26 protein-coding genes and 1 pseudogene are annotated in these 23,352 nt (G+C 72.4%); 5 read left to right on the forward strand and 22 right to left on the reverse strand.

Annotation, left to right across the window (positions count from 1 at the left end):
* Positions 1-4: 4 nt before the first annotated feature.
* The 7 genes and pseudogenes from rplV to rpsJ all read right to left on the reverse strand — a co-directional run bounded on the left by rplV (position 5) and on the right by rpsJ (position 3,660).
* Positions 5-367 carry a 50S ribosomal protein L22 gene (rplV, locus tag C1N71_RS12000; RefSeq protein ID WP_137756623.1) on the reverse strand — a complete coding sequence of 121 codons (363 nt, stop codon included), beginning with the start codon at positions 365-367 and terminating at the stop codon, positions 5-7.
* A gap of 26 nt (positions 368-393) precedes the next feature.
* Complete coding sequence (gene rpsS, locus C1N71_RS12005; RefSeq protein ID WP_092503023.1) at positions 394-675, reverse strand: 30S ribosomal protein S19; 282 nt, start codon at positions 673-675, stop codon at positions 394-396.
* A gap of 6 nt (positions 676-681) precedes the next feature.
* Positions 682-1,521, reverse strand: a complete 840-nt coding sequence (gene rplB, locus C1N71_RS12010; protein ID WP_137756624.1) for a 50S ribosomal protein L2 — start codon at positions 1,519-1,521, stop codon at positions 682-684.
* Between the two features lie 18 nt (positions 1,522-1,539).
* Positions 1,540-1,836, reverse strand: a complete 297-nt coding sequence (rplW, locus tag C1N71_RS12015; RefSeq protein ID WP_137756625.1) for a 50S ribosomal protein L23 — start codon at positions 1,834-1,836, stop codon at positions 1,540-1,542.
* A gap of 215 nt (positions 1,837-2,051) precedes the next feature.
* Positions 2,052-2,690: pseudogene (rplD, locus tag C1N71_RS12020) on the reverse strand (50S ribosomal protein L4); the annotation flags it as partial.
* A 2-nt stretch (positions 2,691-2,692) separates the two neighbouring features.
* Positions 2,693-3,343, reverse strand: a complete 651-nt coding sequence (rplC, locus tag C1N71_RS12025; RefSeq protein WP_137756627.1) for a 50S ribosomal protein L3 — start codon at positions 3,341-3,343, stop codon at positions 2,693-2,695.
* A gap of 8 nt (positions 3,344-3,351) precedes the next feature.
* Positions 3,352-3,660: a 30S ribosomal protein S10 gene (gene rpsJ, locus C1N71_RS12030; protein ID WP_092503033.1), complete on the reverse strand. Its 309-nt coding sequence runs from the start codon at positions 3,658-3,660 to the stop codon at positions 3,352-3,354.
* A gap of 943 nt (positions 3,661-4,603) precedes the next feature.
* Between rpsJ and C1N71_RS12035 the strand changes: the two genes are divergently transcribed.
* A complete protein-coding gene (locus C1N71_RS12035; RefSeq protein WP_254677995.1) occupies positions 4,604-5,539 on the forward strand; it encodes an arginase family protein in 936 nt (311 codons plus the stop codon).
* A gap of 786 nt (positions 5,540-6,325) precedes the next feature.
* Here C1N71_RS12035 and hutI read toward each other — a convergent pair.
* From hutI to hutH, 3 genes are read right to left on the reverse strand one after another with little or no spacing between them, the layout of a single operon-like run.
* Complete coding sequence (hutI, locus tag C1N71_RS12040; RefSeq protein WP_137756628.1) at positions 6,326-7,519, reverse strand: imidazolonepropionase; 1,194 nt, start codon at positions 7,517-7,519, stop codon at positions 6,326-6,328.
* Positions 7,519-9,189: a urocanate hydratase gene (hutU, locus tag C1N71_RS12045; RefSeq protein WP_137756629.1), complete on the reverse strand. Its 1,671-nt coding sequence runs from the start codon at positions 9,187-9,189 to the stop codon at positions 7,519-7,521. Before hutU ends, hutI begins: the two co-directional genes overlap by 1 nt.
* Complete coding sequence (hutH, locus tag C1N71_RS12050) at positions 9,186-10,748, reverse strand: histidine ammonia-lyase (protein ID WP_137756630.1); 1,563 nt, start codon at positions 10,746-10,748, stop codon at positions 9,186-9,188. Before hutH ends, hutU begins: the two co-directional genes overlap by 4 nt.
* An 85-nt stretch (positions 10,749-10,833) precedes the next feature.
* Between hutH and C1N71_RS12055 the strand changes: the two genes are divergently transcribed.
* Entirely contained in the window at positions 10,834-11,628 is a 795-nt protein-coding gene (locus C1N71_RS12055; RefSeq protein ID WP_175414201.1) for an IclR family transcriptional regulator, read from the forward strand.
* Between the two features lie 9 nt (positions 11,629-11,637).
* Positions 11,638-12,234 (forward strand): hypothetical protein, encoded by a 597-nt coding sequence (locus tag C1N71_RS15015; protein WP_175414202.1) that lies wholly within the window; start codon positions 11,638-11,640, stop codon positions 12,232-12,234.
* A 10-nt stretch (positions 12,235-12,244) separates the two neighbouring features.
* Here C1N71_RS15015 and C1N71_RS12065 read toward each other — a convergent pair whose 3' ends face one another.
* Entirely contained in the window at positions 12,245-12,706 is a 462-nt protein-coding gene (locus C1N71_RS12065; protein WP_254677996.1) for a GNAT family N-acetyltransferase, read from the reverse strand.
* Positions 12,707-12,766: 60 nt separating this feature from the next.
* Positions 12,767-13,330 (reverse strand): dTDP-4-dehydrorhamnose 3,5-epimerase family protein, encoded by a 564-nt coding sequence (locus C1N71_RS12070; RefSeq protein ID WP_137756632.1) that lies wholly within the window; start codon positions 13,328-13,330, stop codon positions 12,767-12,769.
* 59 nt (positions 13,331-13,389) lie between these two features.
* Between C1N71_RS12070 and C1N71_RS12075 the strand changes: the two genes are divergently transcribed.
* Positions 13,390-14,076 carry an SGNH/GDSL hydrolase family protein gene (locus tag C1N71_RS12075; protein WP_137756633.1) on the forward strand — a complete coding sequence of 229 codons (687 nt, stop codon included), beginning with the start codon at positions 13,390-13,392 and terminating at the stop codon, positions 14,074-14,076.
* Between the two features lie 64 nt (positions 14,077-14,140).
* Here C1N71_RS12075 and tuf read toward each other — a convergent pair whose 3' ends face one another.
* The 4 genes from tuf to rpsL form a co-directional block, all read right to left on the reverse strand.
* On the reverse strand, positions 14,141-15,334 hold the full coding sequence (tuf, locus tag C1N71_RS12080; protein ID WP_137756634.1) for an elongation factor Tu: 1,194 nt from the start codon (positions 15,332-15,334) through the stop codon (positions 14,141-14,143).
* 114 nt (positions 15,335-15,448) lie between these two features.
* Positions 15,449-17,563, reverse strand: coding sequence for an elongation factor G (gene fusA, locus C1N71_RS12085; protein WP_137756635.1), 2,115 nt, complete (start codon positions 17,561-17,563; stop codon positions 15,449-15,451).
* Between the two features lie 73 nt (positions 17,564-17,636).
* A complete protein-coding gene (gene rpsG, locus C1N71_RS12090) occupies positions 17,637-18,107 on the reverse strand; it encodes a 30S ribosomal protein S7 (RefSeq protein ID WP_137756636.1) in 471 nt (156 codons plus the stop codon).
* A 5-nt stretch (positions 18,108-18,112) separates the two neighbouring features.
* Positions 18,113-18,481 (reverse strand): 30S ribosomal protein S12, encoded by a 369-nt coding sequence (gene rpsL, locus C1N71_RS12095; protein ID WP_066517721.1) that lies wholly within the window; start codon positions 18,479-18,481, stop codon positions 18,113-18,115.
* A gap of 332 nt (positions 18,482-18,813) precedes the next feature.
* On the opposite strand from rpsL, the gene C1N71_RS12100 reads away from it, so the two are divergent.
* Positions 18,814-19,389, forward strand: a complete 576-nt coding sequence (locus C1N71_RS12100; protein WP_137756637.1) for a hypothetical protein — start codon at positions 18,814-18,816, stop codon at positions 19,387-19,389.
* A 53-nt stretch (positions 19,390-19,442) separates the two neighbouring features.
* Here C1N71_RS12100 and C1N71_RS12105 read toward each other — a convergent pair whose 3' ends face one another.
* The 6 genes from C1N71_RS12105 to C1N71_RS12130 all read right to left on the reverse strand — a co-directional run bounded on the left by C1N71_RS12105 (position 19,443) and on the right by C1N71_RS12130 (position 23,304).
* On the reverse strand, positions 19,443-20,078 hold the full coding sequence (locus C1N71_RS12105; protein WP_137756638.1) for a hypothetical protein: 636 nt from the start codon (positions 20,076-20,078) through the stop codon (positions 19,443-19,445).
* Positions 20,075-20,428 (reverse strand): hypothetical protein, encoded by a 354-nt coding sequence (locus C1N71_RS12110; protein ID WP_137756639.1) that lies wholly within the window; start codon positions 20,426-20,428, stop codon positions 20,075-20,077. The genes C1N71_RS12105 and C1N71_RS12110 overlap by 4 nt, the downstream gene beginning before the upstream one ends.
* Entirely contained in the window at positions 20,425-22,104 is a 1,680-nt protein-coding gene (locus C1N71_RS12115) for a hypothetical protein (protein ID WP_137756640.1), read from the reverse strand. The genes C1N71_RS12110 and C1N71_RS12115 overlap by 4 nt, the downstream gene beginning before the upstream one ends.
* A complete protein-coding gene (locus C1N71_RS12120; protein ID WP_137756641.1) occupies positions 22,101-22,382 on the reverse strand; it encodes a hypothetical protein in 282 nt (93 codons plus the stop codon). Before C1N71_RS12120 ends, C1N71_RS12115 begins: the two co-directional genes overlap by 4 nt.
* Positions 22,383-22,546: 164 nt before the next feature.
* Positions 22,547-22,834 carry a WXG100 family type VII secretion target gene (locus C1N71_RS12125; RefSeq protein ID WP_092503067.1) on the reverse strand — a complete coding sequence of 96 codons (288 nt, stop codon included), beginning with the start codon at positions 22,832-22,834 and terminating at the stop codon, positions 22,547-22,549.
* 182 nt (positions 22,835-23,016) lie between these two features.
* Complete coding sequence (locus C1N71_RS12130) at positions 23,017-23,304, reverse strand: WXG100 family type VII secretion target (protein ID WP_092503067.1); 288 nt, start codon at positions 23,302-23,304, stop codon at positions 23,017-23,019.
* Between the last annotated feature and the right edge of the window lie 48 nt (positions 23,305-23,352).

Below are 23,352 nucleotides of genomic sequence, written 5' to 3' on the forward strand. Positions count from 1 at the left end.
CTTCCTAGACCTCCGTCTCGGGCGTGGCCAGCACGACGGTGATGTGGCTCGTGCGCTTGTTGATGCGGAAGGCACGACCCTGCGCACGCGGACGGAACCGCTTGAGCGTGGTGCCCTCGTCGACGAACGCGCGGGACACGTACAGGTCCTGCTCGTCGAGGTACTCGTTCTGCGCGTCGGCCTTCACGCGTGCGTTCGCCATGGCCGAGGCCACGAGCTTGCGCACGGGCTCGGCGGCGCTCTGCGGCGCGAACGTGAGGATGGCCATGGCCTCCTCGGCCTGCTTGCCGCGGATGAGGTCCACGACGCGTCGGGCCTTCTGCGGGGTGATGCGGATGTGCCGCACCCGAGCGATCGACTCGATCATCTCTTCCTCCTGTCAGCGTCGCCGCGTCAGCGGCGACGGCCCTTCTTGTCGTCCTTCACGTGGCCGCGGAAGGTCCGCGTCGGCGCGAACTCGCCGAGCTTGTGACCGACCATCGACTCGGTGACGAACACCGGGATGTGCTTGCGGCCGTCGTGGACCGCGATGGTGTGACCCAGCATCGCGGGCACGATCATCGAGCGGCGCGACCAGGTACGGATGACGTTCTTGCTGCCGGCCTCGTTCTGACGGACCACCTTCTGGAACAGGTGGTCGTCGACGAACGGGCCCTTCTTCAGGCTGCGAGGCATCTTGGATTACTTCCGCTTCTTGTTCGTGGACCGGCGACGGACGATGAGCTTGTCGCTCTCCTTGTTGGGGCGACGGGTGCGGCCCTCCGGCTTGCCCCACGGGCTCACCGGGTGACGGCCACCGCTCGTCTTGCCCTCGCCACCACCGTGCGGGTGGTCGACCGGGTTCATCGCCACGCCGCGGACGGTCGGGCGGATGCCCTTCCAGCGGTTGCGGCCGGCCTTGCCCCAGTTGATGTTCGACTGCTCGGCGTTGCCGACCTCGCCGACGGTCGCGCGGCAGCGCGCGTCGACGTTGCGGATCTCGCCCGAGGGCAGACGCAGCTGCGCGTAGGGGCCGTCCTTGGCGACGAGTCGCACCGACGCACCGGCCGAGCGCGCCATCTTCGCGCCGCCGCCGGGGCGGAGCTCGATGGCGTGGATGACCGTTCCCGTGGGGATGTTGCGCAGCGGCAGGTTGTTGCCCGGCTTGATGTCCGCGCCGGCACCCGACTCCACGACGTCGCCCTGCGAGAGCTTGTTCGGGGCCAGGATGTAGCGCTTCGTGCCGTCCTCGAAGTGCAGCAGCGCGATGCGCGCCGTGCGGTTGGGGTCGTACTCGATGTGCGCGACGCGGGCGTTCACGCCGTCCTTGTCGTTGCGACGGAAGTCGATGACGCGGTACTGGCGCTTGTGGCCACCGCCGATGTGGCGGGTGGTGATGCGACCGGTGTTGTTGCGACCGCCCGTCTTGGGCAGCGGACGGAGCAGCGACTTCTCAGGGGTCGAGCGCGTGATCTCCGCGAAGTCGGCGACCGACGAGCCACGACGACCCGGGGTCGTCGGCTTGTACTTGCGAATAGCCATGTGTGTGGTCCTCTACCCTCAGCCGACAGCCGTGAAGATGTCGATCGAGCCGGAGCGGAGCGTGACGATGGCACGCTTCGTGTCCTTGCGCTTGCCCATGCCGAAGCGGGTGCGGCGCGTCTTGCCCTGGCGGTTGAGCGTGTTCACGCGCTCGACCTTGACGCCGAAGATCTTCTCGATGGCGAGACGGATCTCGGTCTTCGAGGCGCGCGGGTCGACCTCGAACGTGTAGCTGCCGCGGTCGATGAGCGAGTAGCTCTTCTCCGAGACGATCGGACGCAGGATGACGTCGCGCGGGTCCTTCTGGATGCTCATCGGTCCTACTCCTTCTCTGCCTCGGCGGCGTCGTCGGCCTTCGCCGACTTCGCCTTCGGCGCCTTCTTGGCGGGGGCGGCCTCGGCGGTCTCGTCGGCGTCGGCCTTCGCGGCCTTGGCCTTCGGCGCCTTCGTGGCGGGCTCGGCGACGGCGGTCTCGTCGGCGTCGGCCTTCGCGGCCTTCGCCTTCGGCGCCTTCTTCGCGGCCTCGACCTCGACGGTCTCGCCCGTGCGCGCCTCGACGAAGCCCTGGTAGGCGGCCTTCGTGAAGACGATGTCGTCGCTCACGAGCACGTCGTACGCGTTCAGCTGGTCCCACGTGAGCACGTGGACGTTGCCGAGGTTGCGCACCGACAGCCACGACGACTCCTCGTCGCGGTGCAGCACGACCAGCACGTTCTTCGACGTCGCCACCGACGCGAGCAGCGCCACGGCCGTCTTCGTCGAGGGGACGTCGCCGGAGACGAGCGACTCCACGACGTGGAGACGGCCGCCACGAGCGCGGTCCGAGAGCGCGCCGCGGAGCGCGGCGGCGATCATCTTCTTGGGGGTGCGCTGCGAGTAGTCGCGCGGCGTCGGGCCGTGCACGACGCCACCGCCACGGTGCTCGGGCTGGCGGATCGAGCCCTGGCGCGAACGGCCGGTGCCCTTCTGCTTGAACGGCTTGCGACCGGCGCCGGAGACCTCGCCGCGGTTCTTCGTCTTGTGCGTGCCCTGGCGCGCGGCAGCGAGCTGCGCCACGACCACCTGGTGGATGAGGGGCACGTTCGTCTGGACGTCGAAGAGCGACTCGGGCAGCTCGAGCGAGCCGGCCTTCGCACCCTTGGCGTCGAGGACGTCGACCTTGTTCGCCATGATCAGGCTCCCTTCACGGCGTTGCGGACGAAGACGATGCGGCCGCGAGCACCGGGGACGGCGCCCTTGACGAGCAGCAGACCCTTCTCGGCGTCGACGGCGTGCACCGTGAGGTTCTGGACGGTGACGCGGTCGCCGCCCATGCGGCCGGCCATGCGCATGCCGCGGAAGACGCGCGAGGGCGTCGACGAGGCACCGATCGAGCCGGGCTTGCGGTGGTTGCGGTGCGCACCGTGCGATGCCGAGACGCCCGCGAAGTTGTGGCGCTTCATGACGCCGGCGAAGCCCTTGCCCTTGGACGTGCCCACGACGTCGACCTTCTGGCCGGCCTGGAACACGTCGACCGCGATCTCCTGGCCGAGCTCGTACTCGGAGGCGTTGGCGGTGCGGACCTCGGTGAGGTGGCGGCGCGGCGTCGTGCCGGCAGCCTTGAAGTGACCGGCCTTGGGCTGGTTCACCTTGCGGGGGTCGATCGAGCCGAACGCGATCTGGATCGCGTCGTAGCCGTCACGCTCGGGCGTGCGGATCTGCGTGACCACGTTGGGCGTGATCTCGACGACGGTGACGGGCACGAGCTTGTTCTGCTCGTCCCACACCTGCGTCATGCCGAGCTTCCGGCCCAGCAGACCCTGAGTCGTTGCGAGGGTGGACATGCGGTTCCTTAGAGCTTGATCTCGATGTTGACGTCGGCAGGGAGGTCGAGGCGCATGAGCGAGTCGACCGCCTTCGGCGTCGGGTCGACGATGTCGATGAGGCGCTTGTGCGTGCGCTTCTCGAAGTGCTCGCGGCTGTCCTTGTACTTGTGGGGCGAGCGGATGACCGCCACCACGTTCTTCTCGGTCGGCAGCGGCACGGGGCCCACCACCGTCGCGCCCGCACGGGTCACGGTGTCGACGATCTTCCGCGCCGACGAGTCGATGACCTCGTGGTCGTACGACTTCAGTCGGATGCGGATCTTCTGTCCCGCCATGGCTGTCCTTCTCTCATCGACGCGCAGCCGGCATCCCGGACCGCGCATTTGAGCACTGCTGTGCGCCCTGTTCTTCTGTCAACGCCCCGAGGGGCATGCCGATCCTCCGCAGGACATGCCTGCAGAGCTTCGGCGAAGTGATGTCGATCTGCACGCGGCCCAGGATCGTTCGTCCTGTGCACAGCCGAGCAGTGAGCCGCGATCGCGGCGTCTGCAACCTGACGATTCTCGCATGGGTGCGGGAGTGCGTGCAACCCGGGCGTGTCGCATCGGCCGCGAGGGGGCGTCGCGCTGTCCTGCGGCGTGCCGAGGGTGGGTGGGCGGCCGATGTGCGTGATCGGCGCGCGCCGGGGGTCGACGCGCTGCGACGGCAGCGGAGCGGGGGGCGGCGGGCGCGCGCCTCGCTGCGTTCGTGGGGCGGGCGGATCGGCGTCCTGGCCCGGCCGCCGCGCGGCGAGCCACCGTCCTCGTCGTGCGGGTCGCTGCGCTCCCCGCAGGCACCGACCCGGTGGGGCGGGGCGTGCCCACCACGAGCCGCCGTCTCGCAGGAGCACCGGGTCTCGTGACGCGGAGGCGCTGCGCGCCTGCGCTCCTCGACCAGCTGGAGGTGCGACGACCCGATCTCGCGCCGAGGGGGACGCCCACCCCAGCTGGTCGAGGAGGCCCCGAGCGCCAGCGAGGAGCCGTCACGAGACCCGCGCCACCGACGAACGCCGCGCGAGCGACGCCCCGCGCGGCACGACGGGTCTCGTGACGCGGAGGCGCCGCGCGACTGCGCTCCTCGACCAGCTGGGTGTGCAGCTGGTCGAGGAGGCCCCGAGCGACGGCGAGGAGTTGTCACGAGGCCCGAGCCACCGCAGGACGGCTGCGCCCCGAGTCGTCAAGCCAGGCGGCGGGTCTCGTGACGCGTGCCCGCCTCGGCGCGGATCGGTATCGTCGCCGCATGCCCGAGGACGTCCGCCAGACCGCCCGTTCCAGCCGCGACGCGATGCACGTCGACCCGCTGTGGCCACGGGCCGGCGGCTGGCCCGACCTCGGCGACGAGCCCGTGGACGCCGTGCTCGTCGGCCTCGGCACGCATGCGACGAGCATCTCGCCCACCGGCGCGCACGCGACGCCGCTCGCCGTGCGGGAGGCGCTCGCCCGCTTCGCGCCGCACGCCGCCGGCGCCGATCTCGACGCGCTGCGCGTCGCCGACGCGGGCGACGCCGCCGACCCCGATGGCGACGAGGACGCGGCGGCCGCCCTCGTCGAGCGCGCCGTCGCTCGCTCGCGGCTCGCGATCGTGCTCGGCGGCGACAACGCCGCCACCGTGCCCGCGGCGCTCGGTTCGTGGCGCGGCGTCGGGGTCGCGCCGGCGGGCGCCGGCCTCGTCACGCTCGACGCGCACCACGACCTGCGCGACGGACGATCGAACGGCTCCCCCGTGCGCCGCCTCGTCGAGGCGGGTCTCTCCGGTGCGCGGATCGTGCAGGTCGGCATCCAGGACTTCGCGAACTCGCGCGCGTACGCCGACCGGGCTGCCGACCTCGGCATCGCCGTCGAGACGCGCGCGGCGGTCGAGGAGGAGCCCGTCGCCGCGATCGTCGAGCGCGCGCTGACCATCGCGGGCGGCGTCTCCGGCCCCATCCACGTCGACGTCGACGTCGACGTCGTCGACCGGGCCGCGGCGCCGGGCTGCCCGGCATCGATGCCCGGCGGCATCTCCGCGTGGCGGCTGCGCGCCCTCGTCCGCGCCCTCGCTCGCGACCCGCGCGTCCGCTCCCTCGACCTCACCGAGGTGGACGCGACGGCCGACGCCGCCGACGGCCGCACGGTGCGGCTCGCGGCGCTCTGCGTGCTCGAGGCCCTCGCGGGCCTCGCCGAGCGCGAGCGGTAGGCGGCGCGTCCCCCTCGTTCGCACGCCTCCCCGATCAGCCGGTCGAGGAGCGCGCGAGCCGCCAGGCGAGCACGCGTCACGAGACCGCGCGACGGCACCTCCCGCCCAGCCATGCGCGCGGTCGCGTCGAGCGGGCATCTCGCGTGGTCTCGTGACGGCTGCAGCCTTCGGCTGCGGCCTCCTCGACAAGCTGGCGGGTGCAGGACGATGCGCGTGACCCTTTCGAGGCTCGCTGCGCTCGCACCTCAAGGGGTGCTGTGACCACCCCCACGCAGCCGGTCGAGGAGCGCGCGAGCCGCCCGGCGAGCACGCGTCACGAGACCACGCGACGGCACCTCCCGCCCAGCCATGCGCGCGGTCGCGTCGAGCGGGCATCTCGCGTGGTCTCGTGACGGCTGCAGCCTTCGGCTGCGGCCTCCTCGACCAGCTGGTGGGTGCGCGACGATGCGCGTGACCCTTTCGAGGCTCGCTTCGCTCGCACCTCAAGGGCCGGATCTTGGAGCCACCCCGATCAGCCGGTCGAGGAGCGCGCGAGCCGCCAGGCGAGTACGCGTCACGAGACCGCGCGACGGCACCTCCCGCCCAGCCATGCGCGCGGTCGCGTCGAGCGGGCATCTCGCGTGGTCTCGTGACGGCTGCAGCCTTCGGCTGCGGCCTCCTCGACCAGCTGGTGGGGGAGGCACATCGATGGGCGTGACCCTTTCGAGGCTCGCTGCGCTCGCACCTCAAGGGCCGGTCGTACGACAGTCGTCCCCGAGCAGCCGATGATGGTACGGCCGAGGACCGTCACACCACCCGCTCGCCCGCCCTCCAGACCGCGTGGGTGAGCGGCACGCCCGCGCGATAGGCGAGATGGGCCACCGATGGGGCGTCGAGCACGTGGAGGTCGGCGCGGGCGCCGACGCGGATGCGGCCGAGGTCCGGGCGCTCCGGCGCGGGCTCGTCGCGTCCGAGCGCGATCGCGCCGCCGAGCGTCGCGGCGCGCACCGCCTCCGTCACCGTGAGGCGCTGCTGCAGCACCGCCGTCGCGACGCAGAACGCCATCGAGGTCGTGTACGAGGTGCCCGGGTTCGCGTTCGTCGCGATCGCGATCGTCGCGCCCGCGTCGACGAGCGCTCGCGCCGGCGCGAGCGGCATGCGCGTCGACAGGTCGCACGCGGGCAGCAGCGTGGCGACCGTGCCGCGCGCCCCACCCGTCCACGACGCGGCGAGCATCGCGATCTCCTCGTCGGACACGAAGCCCACGTGGTCGACGCTGCGCGCGCCGAGCTCGACCGCGAGGCGGACGCCCGGCCCGGGGCCCAGCTGGTTGCCGTGCACGCGCAGCGCGAGCCCCGCATCCCTGCCCGCCTCGAGCACGCGGCGCGACCGCGCCTCGTCGAAGGCCCCGCGCTCGCAGAACACGTCGATCGCGTCGACGTGCGGCAGGACGGCGGCGAGCATCGGGCCGACGACCTCGTCGAGGTACGCGTCGGCGTCGCGCCCGTCGGGCACGAGGTGCGCGCCGAGGAACGTGACGGCGTCGGCGCGCGTCGCGGCGATGCGCGCCGACCGCGCCTCGTCGGCGACGGTGAGGCCGTAGCCCGTCTTCGTCTCGAACGCCGTCGTGCCGCCGCGCGCCATCTCCTCGACCAGGCGGTCGTAGCGCGCCTGCAGCTCGGCGTCCGTCGCCGCCCGCGTCGCCGCGACCGTCGTCGCGATGCCGCCCGCCGCGTAGGCCTCCCCCGCCATCCGCGCCTCGAACTCGGCGCCGCGGTCGCCCGCGAAGACGAGGTGCGTGTGCGCGTCGACCCAGCCGGGCAGCGCCGCACGACCGGCGACGTCGACGCGGTCGTCGGCGGCGGGCGCCGCCGACGACCGGCCCACCCACGCGACGACCTCGCCGTCGAGCACCACGGCGGCGTCGTCGAGGCGGCCGCCCGGATGCGCGTCGTCGTTCGTCGTGAGCTCCGCGATGCCCGTGACGAGGGTCGCGGGCATCAGGACTCCCGCATGGGGATGCGGATGCCGTGCTCGGCCGCGAAGGTCTCCGCCTCCTCGTAGCCGGCGTCCGCGTGGCGCAGCACGCCCATCGCCGGGTCGTTGCGCAGCACGGCCTCCAGCCGCTCCGCCGCCAGCTGCGTGCCGTCGGCGACCGTCACCTGCCCGGCGTGGATCGAGCGGCCGATGCCGACGCCGCCGCCGTGGTGGATCGAGACCCAGCTCGCGCCCGACGCCGTCGCCGTGAGCGCGTTGAGCAGCGGCCAGTCGGCGATCGCGTCGGAGCCGTCCTTCATCGCCTCCGTCTCGCGGTACGGGCTCGCGACCGATCCCGAGTCGAGGTGGTCGCGGCCGATGACGATCGGCGCGGACAGCTCGCCCGACGCCACCATCGCGTTGAAGCGGAGCCCCGCGAGGTGGCGCTGCTCGGCGCCGAGCCAGCAGATGCGGGCGGGCAGCCCCTGGAAGTGGATGCGCTCCCCCGCCATCTCGATCCAGCGGCGCAGGTGCGCGTCGTCGCCGAAGAGCTCGAGGATCGCCGCGTCCGTCCTCCGGATGTCCTCCGGGTCGCCCGAGAGCGCGACCCAGCGGAAGGGACCCTTGCCGTGCGCGAAGAGCGGCCGGATGTAGGCGGGCACGAAGCCTGGGAAGGCGAACGCGCGGTCGTAGCCGCCCAGCTGCGCCTCCGCACGGATCGAGTTGCCGTAGTCGAACACCTCGGCGCCGGCGTCCTGGAAGCCGACCATGGCCTCGACGTGGCGCGCCATCGCGGCGCGCGCCTGCGCGACGAAGGTCTCGGGGTCGCGCGTGCGCGCCGCATCCCAGTCCTCGAAGGCAACCTCGAGCGGCAGGTACGCGAGCGGGTCGTGCGCGCTCGTCTGGTCGGTCACGACGTCGATGGGGGCGCCCATCGCGAGCAGCGCCGGGAACGCCTCGGCGGCGTTGCCCAGGACGCCGATCGACAGGGCGCGGCCCTCGTCGCGCGCGCGGACCGCACGCTCGACGGCGTCCTCGACGGAGTCGGCGAGCTCGTCGAGGTAGCGGTGCTCGATGCGGCGCTGGATGCGGGACGCGTCGACCTCGACGCAGATCGCGACGCCGTCGTTCATGGTCACGGCGAGCGGCTGCGCACCGCCCATGCCGCCGAGCCCCGCCGTGAGCGTGATGGTGCCGGCGAGCGAATCGCGGCCGAGGGCGCGCGCGACGGCGCCGAACGTCTCGTACGTGCCCTGCAGGATGCCCTGCGTGCCGATGTAGATCCATGATCCGGCCGTCATCTGGCCGTACATCATCAGCCCCTCCGCCTCGAGCCTGCGGAACTCGGGCCACGTCGCCCAGTCGCCGACGAGGTTCGAGTTGGCGATGAGCACGCGCGGGGCGCGTTCGTGCGTGCGCAGCACGCCGACGGGCTTGCCCGACTGCACGAGCATCGTCTCGTCGTCCTCGAGCGTCTCGAGCGTGCGCACGATCGCGTCGTACGCCGCCCACGAGCGGGCCGCCTTGCCGGTGCCGCCGTAGACGACGAGCGCGTCGGGGTGCTCGGCGACCTCGGGGTCGAGGTTGTTCTGCAGCATCCGCAGCACGGCCTCCTGCTGCCACCCCTTCGTGTGCAGCTGCGTGCCGCGGTGCGCGCGCACGGGGCGCGGGCCGCTCGTTCCGGGACCGGTCATCGGTCGCTCCTTCCGTGAGCGTCGGCGGCTGCCGGCGCGAGGTCGTGGATGCGGGCGGCCTCGAGCACGGCGCCCGAGGCGACGAGGGATCGGACGGCCGCGACGTCGGGCGCGAGGAAGCGATCGGCGCCGGCGCCGGGCACGTGCTCGCGGATCGCCGCGATCACGGCGCCCGTGCGCTCGCCCGGTGCCGCGTCGCGCAGCTCGATGCCGCGCGCGGCCGTCATGAGCTCGATCGCGAGCACCTGCTCGAGGCCGTCGATCGCGCGACGCAGCTTCCGCGCAGCACCCCACCCCATCGACACGTGGTCCTCCTGCATGGCGCTCGAGGGGATGGAGTCGACGGATGCGGGCATCGCGAGCCGCTTGAGCTCGGAGACGATGCCCGCCTGCGTGTACTGGGCGATCATGAGGCCCGAGTCGACGCCGGGCTCGGCGGCGAGGAACGGCGGCAGGCCGTGGCTGCGCGCGGGGTCGAGGAAGCGGTCGGTGCGGCGCTCGCTCATGGAGGCGACGTCGGCGACGACGATCGCGAGGAAGTCGAGCACGGCCGCGACGGGCGCCCCGTGGAAGTTGCCGTTCGACACGATGCGACCGTCGAGCGTCACGACGGGGTTGTCGATGGCGGAGACGAGCTCGACCTCGGCGACGCGCGTCGCGTGGTCCGCGGTGTCGCGCGCCGTGCCGTGCACCTGCGGTGCGCAGCGCAGCGAGTAGGCGTCCTGCACGCGCGTGTCCTCGGGGCCGGCGTGGCTCGCGACGATGGGGCTGCCGGCGAGGAGCCCGCGGATGCGGGCGGCGCTCGCCGCCTGCCCGGCGTGCGGGCGCAGGGCCTGCAGGTCGGCGGCGAAGGGTGCGTCGGTGCCGAGCAGCCCCTCGACGCTCATCGCGGCAGCGAGGTCGGCGGCGTCGAGCAGGCGGGCGAGGTCGTCGAGCGCGAGGCACAGCATGCCGAGCATGCCGTCGGTGCCGTTGACGAGGGCGAGGCCCTCCTTCTCGGCGAGGACGACGGGCTCGATGCCCGCCGCCGCGAGCGCCTCGGCCGCGGGCCGCACGACGCCATCAACGCGGACGTCGCCCTCGCCCATGAGCGCGAGCGCCACGTGCGACAGCGGCGCGAGGTCGCCCGAGCAGCCGAGCGATCCGTACTCGCCGACGACGGGGTGGATGCCGGCGTCGAGCATCGCCGCGTAGGTCTCGACGACGATGGGCCGCACGCCCGTGCGCCCGGTCGCGAGCGTGCGCAGGCGCAGCAGCATGAGCGCGCGCACGACCTCGTCCTCCACCGGCGCTCCCGAGGAGGCGGCGTGGCTGCGGATGAGCGACTGCTGCAGCCGCGTGCGATCCGCGGGCGCGATGGCCGTGGTCGCGAGCGCGCCGAAGCCCGTCGAGATGCCGTAGTGGGGGCTCGTGTCGTCGGCGAGCGCGTCGACGATGCCGCGCGTCTCGGCGACGGCCTCGAGGGCGCTCGGATGGATGCGCACGCGTGCGCCGCGCCGTGCGACGGCGACGACGTCGGCGACGGCGAGGGGCCCTGCCCCGATGACGATCTCGACCATGCCCCCATGCAATCGACGCGCTGGCCATCGCGCAGCGGCGTGGGCGACACTGGTGTCCGAGATCTCGGACTGGAGGCGGATCCCGATGCCCGCACCTCGCATGCCGGCCGCGCGGCACGCGCTGCAGGTGCTCGCGCTGCTCTCGGAGCACCTCGGCCCCGTGCGCGCGCAGACGATCGCGCGCGACCTCGGCATCCCGCGCTCGACGACGTACGACCTCCTCGCCGTCATGCGCGAGGAGGGATTCCTCGTGCACTACCCCGAGCTCGGCGCGTGGGGGCCGAGCGCTCGCGTCGCGCGCATCGGCTCGCGCGTCGATGCCGCGACGCGCATCGAACGGCTCGGGCAGCCGCTGCTCGACCGGCTTGTGCGCGCCTCCCCCGTGCCCGCCACCGCGCATCTCGCGGTGCTCTCGGGCGTCGACGTGCGCTACGCGGGTCGCGGGTCCGCACGCCGCTCCCCCGTGACGGTCTCGAGCGTCGGCGTGCGGCTGCCCGCCGTGCGCACCGCGACGGGACGCGCGCTGCTCGCGGCCCTCGACGACGCGCAGGTGCGCGCGCTCGTGCCGCACGACGCCGACCTCGCCGGCGGCGAGCCCGCGACGCGAGCCGCGCTCGCTCGCATGCTCGCCGACGTGCGCGCGCGCGGCTGGGCGCTCGAGCGCGGCGACGTCGACCCCTCCTACGGATCCGTGGCCGCCGCGGCGATCGACGCCGTGGGCGAGCCGGTCGCGGCGGTCGGCGTCACGGTCCGGCTCGACGACGCAGACGCCGCCGAGGCATGGTCAGCCCTGCAGTCGCTCGTCGTCGACGGCGCCGCCGAGCTCAGCGCCCGGCTCGCCGCTCGCCGCTCCCAGCCCGCAGGCGGCATCCGGGCGTAGCGTCGCACCATGCGCCGCACCGCACGCGTCCCGATCGCGCTCGGCCTCGCCCTGAGCGCCATGCTCGCCGGCTGCGTCCTCACGCCGCCCCCGTCCGCGCCGCCCGCGCCGCCCGCCCCGAGCACGCCCGCGCCGACGCTGCCGACCTCGCCCTCCCCCTCGGCGGCTCCGAGCGCGAGCCCCTCCGCCGAGCCGACGGCGATCGTCGCCGACGGGTCCGGCTGCGGCCCGACCACGCTCGCCGACTTCGTCTGGCTCCACGACCCATCGACGCAGACGCCCGGCTTCATCACGCCTGCGCTGCTCGACGGCCTCTCGGCGCCGTGCGCCGTGACCCAGCCGATCCCGCTCGAGGACTACGACTACACGACGCAGTCCATCGCCTTCGTCGACGGCGGAGCCGCCTCGGCGACGACGATCGCCGAGCGCCTCGTGGCGTCCGGATGGGTGCAGGACGACCTCGCGCCGTCGTTCTACGACGCCCCGGACGGGAGCGCCGTGTCGGTGCAGGCGCTCGACGCGTGGATCGAGATCCACGGCGAGGACCTCGCCCACGAGTACGCGGAGCCGGCGCGCTGGGCCATCGTGCAGTGGTACCAGGCCTGAGCCGCGAGGCTCAGAGGGCGCATGTCAGGAAGACGCTGCACGGGTCGAGCACGTACGAGCCGAACGGCGCGCACTCCTCGAACCCGCTGCGCAGGTAGAGCGCACGCGCCGGCGCGAAGTACGGCTCGGCGCCGGTCTCGAGGCTCACGCGCGTCGCACCCGAGGCCGACGCCTGGGCGAGCGCGTGCTCGAGCAGCGCCCGGCCGAGCCCCGTGCCGCGCGCGGCGCTCGCGACGCGCATCGACTTCAGCTCGACGTGGCCGGGCTCGAGCGGCGCGAGCGCGATGGTGCCGAGCACGCCGCCGCCGTCGTCGCGCAGCACCCAGAGGCGCATGCCCGGCGCGCGGAGCGCGTCGACGTCGAGCGCATGCACCGACTCCGGCGGCGACACGCTGCGCATGTCGGCGAGGTGCTCGCCCAGGAAGGCGGCGACGTCGTCGGCGATGGAGGCGGCGATGGCGATGGCGGGCACGGATGCGACGCTACCGACGACGCGTGACGGTCGTGTGACGGCCGGCAGGCGAGGGCGCGCTCAGCCCGCGAGCACCTCGGCGAGCGTCGGTGCGTCGAGGTCCTTCTGGCTGATGATCGAGCGGTCCTCGCGGTCGGGCTCGATGGGCCAGAGGATGCCGAGCTCGGGGTCGAGGGGCGTGATCGCGACGCCGGCCATGCCGGGCACCCACTCGCTCGTGAAGCAGTAGACGTACTGCGTCGGGGTGTCGCCGGTGGACTGGAAGCCGTTGCAGACCCCCTCGGGAACGAGGATCTGCGTGCCGGGCTGCAGGTCGGTCTGGAACACGGCGCCGCGCGTGGGCGAGTCGGGCCGCGTGTCCACCCATGCGCCGTAGGCGGTGCCGTGGGCGATGGCGATGAGCTTCACCATCGACTCGCCGTGCATGCCGCGCATGCCGCCGGGCTTCGTCTCGGTGACGTTGACCTGCTGGAAGGCGGGCAGTGCGTATCCGGCGTCGGCGAACGCCGACGCCCGGAAGAACTCGCGCACGGTGCCGCGGTCGTCGGTGATCTGCTTCATCCTGATGAGGGCGAGGCCCTCGATCGTCGTCGTCTGCAGCTCGAAGTCGATGATGTCCACCACGGTGGACGAGCCTACCCGCCCGCCGACGCCGAGCCGACGCGGTCCGCTACCGTCGGGCCATGGCACCGGCACACCTGCGTCGAGCGACGCCGAGCCGCTCGCGGTGCCGCATCCATGCTGCCGCGCTCGCTGTCGTCGGCGCGGGCCTCGTCGCCTGCTCGCAGACGCCGAGCACCACCGCGCCTGGGGCGTCCGAGGGTGCGACCGACGTCGTGCGCATGGCGGTCGTCGGCGACTCCATCACCGACGCCGACAGCCCCGACCTCGCCTCGGGCGCGCTCGGGGCGCAGTCGTGGGTGTCCTACGCCGTGGGCGACGGCGTCGCGTTCGCGGGTGGATGGGCGCAGTGGGGTGCGCGCACGGCGCAGATGGCCGACGGCGTCGCCGGACCGCTCGACGCCGACGTGCTCGTGATCCTCGCCGGCACGAACGATGCATACTCCGACGACCTCGCAGCGGACGTCGGCGCGCAGCTCGAGCGGATCGTCGATCGCGCCGACGTCGAGGCGGTCGTCGTCTCGTCCATCCCGCCCATCGACGCGGCACCCGATCGCGCCACGGCCGTCAACGCGTTCCTCGAGCCCTTCGTCGCCGAGCACGGCTGGACGTGGGTGGACGCCTCGGCCGGCCTGCGCGACGGCGAGGGATTCGCGCCGACGATGAGCGACGACGGCGTGCACCCCACCGCGGACGGAGCCCGCATCCTCGGCCACGCGATCCGCGAGGCCGTCCTCGCCGCCGACTGAGATCCCGGAACGACGAAGCAGGGGGCCCGCGAGACGCGGACCCCCTGCTGACGCAGTCGAATGACTACTTGACGATCTTCGTGACCGTGCCGGCGCCGACCGTGCGGCCACCCTCGCGGATGGCGAAGCCGAGGCCCTCCTCCATGGCGATCGGCTGGATCAGCTCGACCGTCATGTCGGTGGTGTCGCCGGGCATGACCATCTCGGTGCCCTCGGGCAGCGAGATGACGCCGGTGACGTCGGTGGTGCGGAAGTAGAACTGCGGGCGGTAGTTCGTGAAGAACGGGTTGTGACGGCCACCCTCGTCCTTGGACAGGATGTAGGCCGTGCCCTCGAAGTTCGTGTGGGGCGTGACCGAGCCCGGCTTCACGACGACCTGGCCGCGCTCGACGTCCTCGCGCTTGGTGCCGCGGAGGAGCAGACCGCAGTTCTCGCCGGCCCACGCCTCGTCGAGCTGCTTGTGGAACATCTCGATGCCCGTGACCGTGGTCTTCTGCGTCGGGCGGATGCCGACGATCTCGACCTCGGAGTTGATGCCGAGCGTGCCGCGCTCCGCGCGACCCGTGACGACCGTGCCACGACCGGTGATCGTGAAGACGTCCTCGATCGGCATGAGGAAGGGCTTGTCCTTGTCGCGGACCGGGTCCGGGATGGACTCGTCGACGGCCTCCATGAGGTCGAGGACGGCCTGCGACCACTTCTCGTCGCCCTCGAGCGCCTTGAGGCCCGAGACGCGGACGACGGGCGCGTTGTCGCCGTCGAAGTCCTGCGACGAGAGCAGCTCGCGGACCTCGAGCTCGACGAGCTCGAGGATCTCCTCGTCGTCGACCATGTCCGACTTGTTGAGCGCGACGAGCAGGTAGGGCACGCCGACCTGCTTCGCGAGCAGCACGTGCTCGCGCGTCTGCGCCATGGGGCCGTCGGTGGCGGCGACCACGAGGATCGCGCCGTCCATCTGGGCGGCGCCCGTGATCATGTTCTTGATGTAGTCGGCGTGACCCGGGGCGTCGACGTGCGCGTAGTGGCGCTTCGGCGTCTCGTACTCGACGTGCGAGATGTTGATCGTGATGCCGCGCTGGCGCTCCTCGGGAGCCGAGTCGATCGATGCGAAGTCGCGCTGCACGTTGGTCGCCGAGGGGTACTTGTCGGCAAGCACCTTCGAGATGGCTGCGGTGAGCGTGGTCTTGCCGTGGTCGACGTGACCGATCGTTCCGATGTTGACGTGCGGCTTGGTCCGCTCGAACTTGGCCTTGGCCACTGTGTCCTCCTAGGACGTCTTTCAGGTTGCTCCGCGCGCGCGGCGACGAAGCGGGTCTTGGGGTATGCAGTTATGGTAGCCGGGCTCGGCCGTCATGGCCGAACCCGGCCGGGCTCACTCGCCCTTGGCCTTCTGGACGATCTCGTCCGAGACGGCCTTGGGGACCTCGGCGTAGCTCGAGAACTCCATCGAGAAGACGGCGCGACCCGAGGTCTTCGAACGCAGGTCGCCGACGTAGCCGAACATCTCCGACAGCGGCACCTGCGCCTTGACGACCTTGACGCCTGCGGCGTCCTCCATCGACTGGATCTGGCCGCGGCGCGAGTTCAGGTCGCCGATGACGTCGCCCATGTACTCCTCGGGCGTGCGGACCTCGACGGCCATGAGCGGCTCGAGCAGCACGGGCTGCGCCTTGCGGGCCGCCTCCTTGTACGCCATCGAGCCGGCGATCTTGAACGCCATCTCCGACGAGTCGACGTCGTGCGCCGCACCGTCGAGGAGGGTCGCCTTCACGCCCACCGTCGGGAAGCCGGCGAGCACGCCGACCTGCATGGCGTCCTGGATGCCCGCGTCCACCGAGGGGATGTACTCGCGGGGCACGCGACCACCGGTGACGGCGTTCTCGAACTCGTACGTCGTCTCTGCCGTGACCTCGATGGGCTCGAGCTTGATCTGCACCTTGGCGAACTGGCCGGAGCCACCCGTCTGCTTCTTGTGCGTGTAGTCGAACTTGTCGATCGTGCCGCGCAGCGTCTCGCGGTACGCGACCTGCGGCTTGCCGATGTTCGCCTCGACCTTGAACTCGCGCTTCATGCGGTCCACGAGGATGTCGAGGTGCAGCTCGCCCATGCCCTTGATGACCGTCTGGCCCGTCTCCGGGTTCAGCTCGGTCTGGAAGGTCGGGTCCTCCTCGGCCAGCTTCTGGATGGCCGTGCCGAGCTTCTCCTGGTCGGCCTTCGTCTTGGGCTCGATCGCGACCTCGATGACCGGGGCCGGGAACGTCATCGACTCGAGGACGACCTGGTGCTGCGCGTCGGAGAGCGTGTCGCCCGTCGTCGTGTCCTTGAGGCCGATGACCGCGTAGATGTGGCCGGCCGTGACCGAGTCGACGGGGATCTCCTTGTTGGCGTGCATCTGGAAGATCTTGCCGATGCGCTCCTTCTTGCCCTTGGTCGAGTTGATGACCTGCGCGCCCTGGTCGAGGTGACCCGAGTAGACGCGGATGTAGGTCAGGCGACCGAAGAAGGGGTGCACGGCGATCTTCGACACGAGCGCCGCGAAGGGCTCGGACGCGTCGGCGTGACGCTCGATGACGACCTCGGGGTCCTTGACGTCGTGGCCCTGCACCGGCGGCACGTCGAGCGGCGACGGCAGGTAGGCGACGACGGCGTCGAGCATGGGCTGCACGCCGCGGTTCTTGAACGCGGAGCCGCAGAGGACCGGGTAGGCGTCGCCGGCGATCGTGAGCTTGCGGATGCCGGCCTGGAGCTCCTCGATCGAGAGCTCCTCGCCCTCGAAGAACTTCTCCATGAGCGCGTCGTCCGCCTCGGCCACGGCCTCGACGAGCGTCGCGCGGTACTCCTCGGCCTTCGCCTGGAGGTCGGCCGGGATCTCCTCGATCTCGTACTTCGCACCCATGGTCACGTCGCCCTTGGCGTCGCCGGGCCACACGAAGGCCTTCATGGAGAGCAGGTCGACGACGCCGACGAAGTCGGACTCCGAGCCGATGGGGAGCTGGAGCACGAGCGGGCGCGCGCCGAGGCGCGACACGATCGTGTCGACCGTGAAGTAGAAGTCGGCGCCGAGCTTGTCCATCTTGTTGACGAAGCAGATGCGCGGGACGTTGTACTTGTCGGCCTGACGCCACACGGTCTCGGACTGGGGCTCGACGCCCTCCTTGCCGTCGAACACGGCGACGGCGCCGTCGAGGATGCGCAGGCTGCGCTCGACCTCGACGGTGAAGTCGACGTGACCGGGGGTGTCGATGATGTTGATCTGGGTGCCGTTCCAGAAGCAGGTCACGGCGGCCGACGTGATCGTGATGCCGCGCTCCTTCTCCTGCTCCATCCAGTCGGTCGTCGAGGCGCCGTCGTGCGTCTCGCCGATCTTGTGGTTGACGCCCGTGTAGAAGAGCACGCGCTCGGTGGTCGTCGTCTTGCCGGCATCGATGTGCGCCATGATGCCGATGTTGCGGACCTTCGTGAGGTCCGTCAGCACGTCTTGTGCCACAGGGTTTCCTTACTGGAGTGGATTGGCAGGTGGGGCCGCGAGGCGTCCGGTCGGGACGCCTCGCGGCCGGGGTTCACCAGCGGTAGTGAGCGAAGGCCTTGTTCGACTCGGCCATCTTGTGCGTGTCCTCGCGACGCTTCACGGCAGCGCCGAGGCTGTTCGACGCGTCGAGGATCTCGTTCATCAGGCGCTCGGTCATCGTCTTCTCGCGACGAGCCTTGGCGTACGAGACGAGCCAGCGCAGCGCGAGCGTGTTCGCGCGGTGCGGCTTGACCTCGACGGGCACCTGGTAGGTCGAGCCGCCCACGCGGCGCGACTTGACCTCGAGGGTCGGGCGGATGTTGTCGAGCGCCTTCTTCAGCACCGCGACGGGCTCCTGGCCCGACTTCTCGCCGACGCCGGCGAGCGCGCCGTAGACGATGCGCTCGGCCAGGCCCTTCTTGCCGTCGAGGAGGATCTTGTTCACGAGCTGCGAGACGATCGGTGCGCCGTAGACCGGGTCTGCGACGACAGGACGCTTCGGAGCGGGTCCCTTGCGAGGCATGGTGCTCAGCCCTTCTTCGCGCCGTAGCGGCTGCGAGCCTGCTTGCGGTTCTTGACGGCCTGCGTGTCGAGCGCGCCGCGCACGATCTTGTAGCGCACGCCAGGGAGGTCCTTCACACGACCGCCGCGGACGAGCACCATCGAGTGCTCCTGCAGGTTGTGGCCCTCGCCGGGGATGTAGGCCGTGACCTCGGTGCCGTTGGAGAGCTTGACGCGGGCGACCTTGCGGAGCGCCGAGTTCGGCTTCTTGGGCGTGGTCGTGTAGACGCGAGTGCAGACGCCTCGCTGCTGCGGGTTGGCCTTGAGCGCGGGCGCCTTGGTCTTGACGACCTTCGGCGTCCGGCCCTTGCGGACCAGCTGCTGGATGGTGGGCACGGATGCTTCCTTCTGCTGCACGGTGACAGCATCGATGTGATCTGCCGGCCTCCAGCCGGCGCCATCGGTGATCCAGCGCGCGAGTCTCCTCGCGGGGAGCTGGATATGCCGTGGGGGCTCGGACGGGTGTCCGATCGCCCAAGGTGGAGCTCGTCGCATCCCGCGCATGACGCAGGGCGCGCGTGAGCGCACACCTCGTAGAGCATACGGCCGCGCTCGCGGGCGGGTCAAGGTCGCGCCGCTCGCCCTGGGCGATCGCCGCATCCACCGGCCGTCCAGGCTGCGGCCCGCGCGTGCACCTAGGCTCTGCCCGTCCCCCTGAGAGGAGCACCATGCCCACCATCACGACCCGCGCCCTGCGCGGCTCCACCATCGTCGCCATCGCCGCCGTCGGCGTGCTCGGGCTCGCGGGCTGCTCCGGCGGCTCCGACGCCGACGAGCAGCCGACGACCTCGACGACGGAGGAGTCGCCCGAGGCGTCGAGCGAGCCCACCACGTCCGAGACGCCCGAGGCCGAGGGCGCGTACCCCGTGTGCGACGCCGAGCAGCTTGCGACCCTCACGTCGTCCACCGCCGGGTCGGACGTGGTCGCCGCCGCGGCGACCGCGGACTTCCAGCCCGCCGTCATCCTCGGCGACCTCCCCGTCACGTGCGTCGCCGCGCTCGACCAGGCGGGCATCTCGTCGTCGTTCGCCGTCCTGCCCGGCGGTGCCGCCACGATCACGACGATCGCGCAGCAGGCGACCGCGGCCGGCGGCAGCGTCACCGAGGCGGGCGGCGCCATGACGGGCACCGTCGAGGGCCTCACGGTCGCAGGCGTGCCCTTCACGACCTTCACGCAGGAGACCGCGGGCTTCGACGACGTCAGCGACCTCGTCGTCGTCGCGGCCACGAGCCTCGGCAGCTGACGCGCCGCGCGACGACGGCCCTCGGACCTGGCGGTCCGGGGGCCGTCGTCGCGTCAGCGGCGCAGCTCGGCGGCGAGCGCCGAGTCGGACGCGAAGCGGGCGCCGACGATGATCTCGTCGAAGAGCTCGCGCAGCAGCGGTGCGAGGGCGGTCTCGGGTGCGACGGCGTGCACGAGCATCGCGTGCCGCTCGCCGGGCACCGTGACCCAGTAGTCGACCCGCAGCGTCGGCAGCCGGCCGACCGCCTCGGCCTCGACGTGCTCGAGCGTCGGTCGCCGCAGGACGAGCGAGCGCGGCGTGCGCAGCACGCGATCGTCGGGTCCGGGGATGGGCGAGCCGCCGAGCGGCTCGTGCGCCGCGCGCAGCACGAGCGGCACGAGCGCATCCATCACCGCCTCCGGCGACGCGTCGACGGCCGTGCCGACCGCGATGCCGGGGTAGACGGCGATCGACGCCGGCAGCGGCAGCCCGCCGTCGAGCGCGCGACCGAGATGCAGCTGCTGGGCGCGACCGCGCTCGGCGTGCGCGAGCGCGAGATGCAGCCGGCGACGCAGCCGGATCCGGTCGAGCGCGCGGTCGTCGCCCGCGCCGTGCACCTCCTCGGCGAATCGGCGGATGCGTGTGCGGGCGTCCGGAGCACCGATCGGGAGCGCGTACCACCGCCCGGGCAGCGGCAGCTCGAGCCTCATCGCAGGTCCCGCACGGCGTCGGCGCCGACGACGATCGACCGGCGCGACACGACGCCGAGCGCCGCGAGGCCCGCGGCGTCGGCGATGCGGCGCGCGTCGAGCCGCTCCTCGTGCGGGCGGTGCGTCGTGAACGAGATCGTCGCGCGAGGCAGGTCGTCTCCCGCGCCCGCGAGCGCCGCGAGCGCGCCGCGTGCGACGGGGCCGGGTGCGTCGGCGGCGCCGGGCTCGAGGTCCACCCGCACGACGAGGGCCGTGCGCCACGGGGCGCCGTCCGCGGCCTCGGCGACCGTCGCGGCCGCGACGCCGTCGACGGCCGCGATCGCCGCCTCGATGGCTGCCCGATCGATCATCGCGCCGCTCCCTCGCGGCCGCGCTGGTAGACGAAGCGGTGCTGCGTCTCCTCGGCCCCCACGTATCGGTCGAGCGCCACGCGATCCGCCCACGCCTGGGCGACGGAGCCCGGCAGGTCGCCCTGCTGCTGCAGCGTCGTCTCGTACGCGGCGCCCTCGTGCGGCACGAACGGCGCATCCGCGGGAGGCGCCACCTCGATGCGCGTGCGGTTCGGGTCGTCGCGGTGCCATCCGCGCGCCGGATCCTCGAGCAGCGGCACGGGGTCGCCCGCGTGCTCGACCGAGAGGACGGGGATGTGCGTCGGCACGGCGACGTCGTCGACCGGTGCGCCGGCCACGACCACCGCGTCGACGTCGTACCGGCGCGAGAAGGCGGGATCCGCGGCGAGGTTCGCCGCCGTGATGCCGCCGAGGCTCCATCCCGTGAGCAGCACGCCCGCCCCGTCCGGCACGCCGGCGTCCACCATCGCCTCGCGAACCGCCAGCTCGAGCTGCGTCGGATCGTCGCCGAGCTTGGCGGCCGCGTCGCTCGCGACGTCGTTGATGCCGTCGGAACCGGGCGTCCACTGCTGCGTGCTCGGGATGTTGACGCGGTAGCGCACGACGCCGTCGGGCCCCGTGACCGCCGTGACCGTCACCATGGTCGCGTTCGTGGAGTCGTAGCCCTCCGGCGCGCCGACGAGCGCGTCGACGTCGCGGTTCCCGGCCTGCAGCTCGGCCAGCAGGTCGCCCGCGGTCGCGCCGTCGAGGTCCCGCCGCATCGGCTTCTCGTCGCTCCACACGCGCCGCGGGTCGCCCGCGTCCTGCGCGATGAGCCATGCGAGGACGCCGGGCGCGGTGCGGCGCACCGTCTCGATCGCTCCCGCCACGATCGCGGCGTCGAGCTCGCCGGTGCGCAGCAGCGTGCGCACGAACGCGTCGGCGCCGCCGGTCGCGACGACGAGCACGGCGGTCGCGAGCAGGATCCCGCCGAGCAGCGCGACGATGCCGCCCGCCGCGAGCATGGCGATCGCGAGCGCCGCGACGACGATGACGGCGACGGCCACGAGGACGACGGCGGCGATCCACTGCAGCACGGCGACGAGCGCGTCGGCGATGGCCTCGAAGAGGGCGCCGATCCCGCCCCACAGGTCGTCCCAGAACGAGTCGTCCAGCTCCGAGTCCTCGACCTCGGCGCGGATGCGCGCCTCCGCCTCCTGCGCGGCGGCGCGCTTGCGATCGACTGCGACGAGCCAGTCGTCGAGCGCCTGGGCGCGCGCGGACTCGTACGCGGCGACGACGGCCGCCTGGTCGGCGAGCGGGTCCCCTGCGTCGTCGCCTGCCGCCGCGGCCTCCAGCGCCCGGCGGTGCTCCTCGGCCTCCTCCGCGGCGGCGTCGGCCGACTCCCAGCGCTCGATCGCCTCGTCGGCCACCGTCTGCGCGAGGCGCAGCTCCGCGGCGTAGTCGACGAGCGCGCGCCCCGTGACGTCGTAGCGGGACTGCGCGCGAGCGATCTGCTCGGACACCTCCCCGGCGGCGTCGCGGACGCGATCGAACGCCTGCGCGATCGTCGAGTCCTCGTCGCGGATCGCACGCAGCCGCGCGATCGCGGCCTCGATCGCCTCCGCCGTGCCGACGTAGGCGGCGCCGTGCCCCTCGACGACGCTCGCGTCGCCGGGAAGTGGCTGGGGCCTCACCGCTCGTCCTTCGCGAGCTCGACGTCGAGCTCGACGAACGCGCGCACGATGTCGTCGATCGAGCGCGCGAGACCCTCCGCTGCGCCCTGGAAGTCCGCGCGGTTGTCGTCCCACGCGTCGGCGGACTCGCGGACCTGATGCGCGAGGCCCTCGTGGCCGACGGCGGCCGCGGCCGACGCGGCGGTGTCCTCGTGCGCGTCGAACTGCGTCGCGACGTGGTCGAGGTTCGTGACCGCGCCGCGCAGGTCGCCGTACGAGATGCGGATGTCGTCGCCCACGTCGTGCCTCCCTGCCGCCTGCTCCCAACCTATGCGGGAGCCCGGGGGACGCCGATGGGCAGGTCTGCCCATCGACCTCGTGCGGCGGGGATGGCACGGCCCACGCATGCGAGGAGGGGCCGACCGTCGTGGTCGACCCCTCCTCGTGGAGCTGGATGGCTGGATCAGCCGCCGGCGAGCTGCTCGTCGAGCTGCTGGATCGCCTGCATCATGCCCGTCAGCGCCTCCGACATGTCGCCGATGCCGTCGACCGCCGTCGTCAGACCCGAGGTCAGCTCCTCGTAGCCCTCGCCGAACTTCCCCGACGCGTGCTGCGTCTTGAAGTCCTCGCCCAGCAGCGTGTCGACCTTGCCCTTGAGCTGCTCGAGCGTCTGCACGATGTCGTCGCGGCCGTCGACGAGCGCCGCCGCGACCTGCTCCATCTCGCCATAGCTGGCACCGAAGTCCGTCATGGTCTCTCCCCTTCGTTCGGATCTCGCGGTCCGAACGGACCGTGTGCGACAACGCTACGAGCGGACCCTGGGAAGCACCATGGGCAGGACTCCCCATGCGCGGCATGCCATGACGCACCCGCGCATGCGAGGAGGGGCCGACCGTCGTGGTCGACCCCTCCTCGTGGAGCTGGATGGCTGGATCAGCCGCCGGCGAGCTGCTCGTCGAGCTGCTGGATCGCCTGCATCATGCCCGTCAGCGCCTCCGACATGTCGCCGATGCCGTCGACCGCCGTCGTCAGACCCGAGGTCAGCTCCTCGTAGCCCTCGCCGAACTTCCCCGACGCGTGCTGCGTCTTGAAGTCCTCGCCCAGCAGCGTGTCGACCTTGCCCTTGAGCTGCTCGAGCGTCTGCACGATGTCGTCGCGCCCGTCGACGAGCGCCGCCGCGACCTGCTCCATCTCGCCATAGCTGGCACCGAAGTCCGTCATGGTCTTCCCTTCCCTCGACGTTGTCGTGGCCCGTTCGGACCATCTGCG

The sequence above is a fragment of the Agrococcus sp. SGAir0287 genome, from assembly GCF_005484985.1.
Lineage (GTDB): Bacteria > Actinomycetota > Actinomycetes > Actinomycetales > Microbacteriaceae > Agrococcus.

Coding starts and splice junctions, on each gene's coding strand:
- C1N71_RS12130 (WP_092503067.1), bottom strand. CDS start 23,304: ATGACGGACTTCGGTGCCAGCTATGGCGAGATGGAGCAGGTCGCGGCG.
- C1N71_RS12055 (WP_175414201.1), top strand. CDS start 10,834: ATGCCCGCACCTCGCATGCCGGCCGCGCGGCACGCGCTGCAGGTGCTC.
- rpsS (WP_092503023.1), bottom strand. CDS start 675: ATGCCTCGCAGCCTGAAGAAGGGCCCGTTCGTCGACGACCACCTGTTC.
- rplC (WP_137756627.1), bottom strand. CDS start 3,343: ATGTCCACCCTCGCAACGACTCAGGGTCTGCTGGGCCGGAAGCTCGGC.
- C1N71_RS15015 (WP_175414202.1), top strand. CDS start 11,638: ATGCGCCGCACCGCACGCGTCCCGATCGCGCTCGGCCTCGCCCTGAGC.
- hutU (WP_137756629.1), bottom strand. CDS start 9,189: ATGACCGGTCCCGGAACGAGCGGCCCGCGCCCCGTGCGCGCGCACCGC.
- C1N71_RS12110 (WP_137756639.1), bottom strand. CDS start 20,428: ATGATCGATCGGGCAGCCATCGAGGCGGCGATCGCGGCCGTCGACGGC.
- C1N71_RS12125 (WP_092503067.1), bottom strand. CDS start 22,834: ATGACGGACTTCGGTGCCAGCTATGGCGAGATGGAGCAGGTCGCGGCG.
- hutI (WP_137756628.1), bottom strand. CDS start 7,519: ATGCCCGCGACCCTCGTCACGGGCATCGCGGAGCTCACGACGAACGAC.
- C1N71_RS12100 (WP_137756637.1), top strand. CDS start 18,814: ATGCCCACCATCACGACCCGCGCCCTGCGCGGCTCCACCATCGTCGCC.
- C1N71_RS12105 (WP_137756638.1), bottom strand. CDS start 20,078: ATGAGGCTCGAGCTGCCGCTGCCCGGGCGGTGGTACGCGCTCCCGATC.
- rplB (WP_137756624.1), bottom strand. CDS start 1,521: ATGGCTATTCGCAAGTACAAGCCGACGACCCCGGGTCGTCGTGGCTCG.
- rplW (WP_137756625.1), bottom strand. CDS start 1,836: ATGAGCATCCAGAAGGACCCGCGCGACGTCATCCTGCGTCCGATCGTC.
- rplV (WP_137756623.1), bottom strand. CDS start 367: ATGATCGAGTCGATCGCTCGGGTGCGGCACATCCGCATCACCCCGCAG.
- rpsJ (WP_092503033.1), bottom strand. CDS start 3,660: ATGGCGGGACAGAAGATCCGCATCCGACTGAAGTCGTACGACCACGAG.
- C1N71_RS12035 (WP_254677995.1), top strand. CDS start 4,604: ATGCCCGAGGACGTCCGCCAGACCGCCCGTTCCAGCCGCGACGCGATG.
- C1N71_RS12075 (WP_137756633.1), top strand. CDS start 13,390: ATGGCACCGGCACACCTGCGTCGAGCGACGCCGAGCCGCTCGCGGTGC.
- rpsG (WP_137756636.1), bottom strand. CDS start 18,107: ATGCCTCGCAAGGGACCCGCTCCGAAGCGTCCTGTCGTCGCAGACCCG.
- hutH (WP_137756630.1), bottom strand. CDS start 10,748: ATGGTCGAGATCGTCATCGGGGCAGGGCCCCTCGCCGTCGCCGACGTC.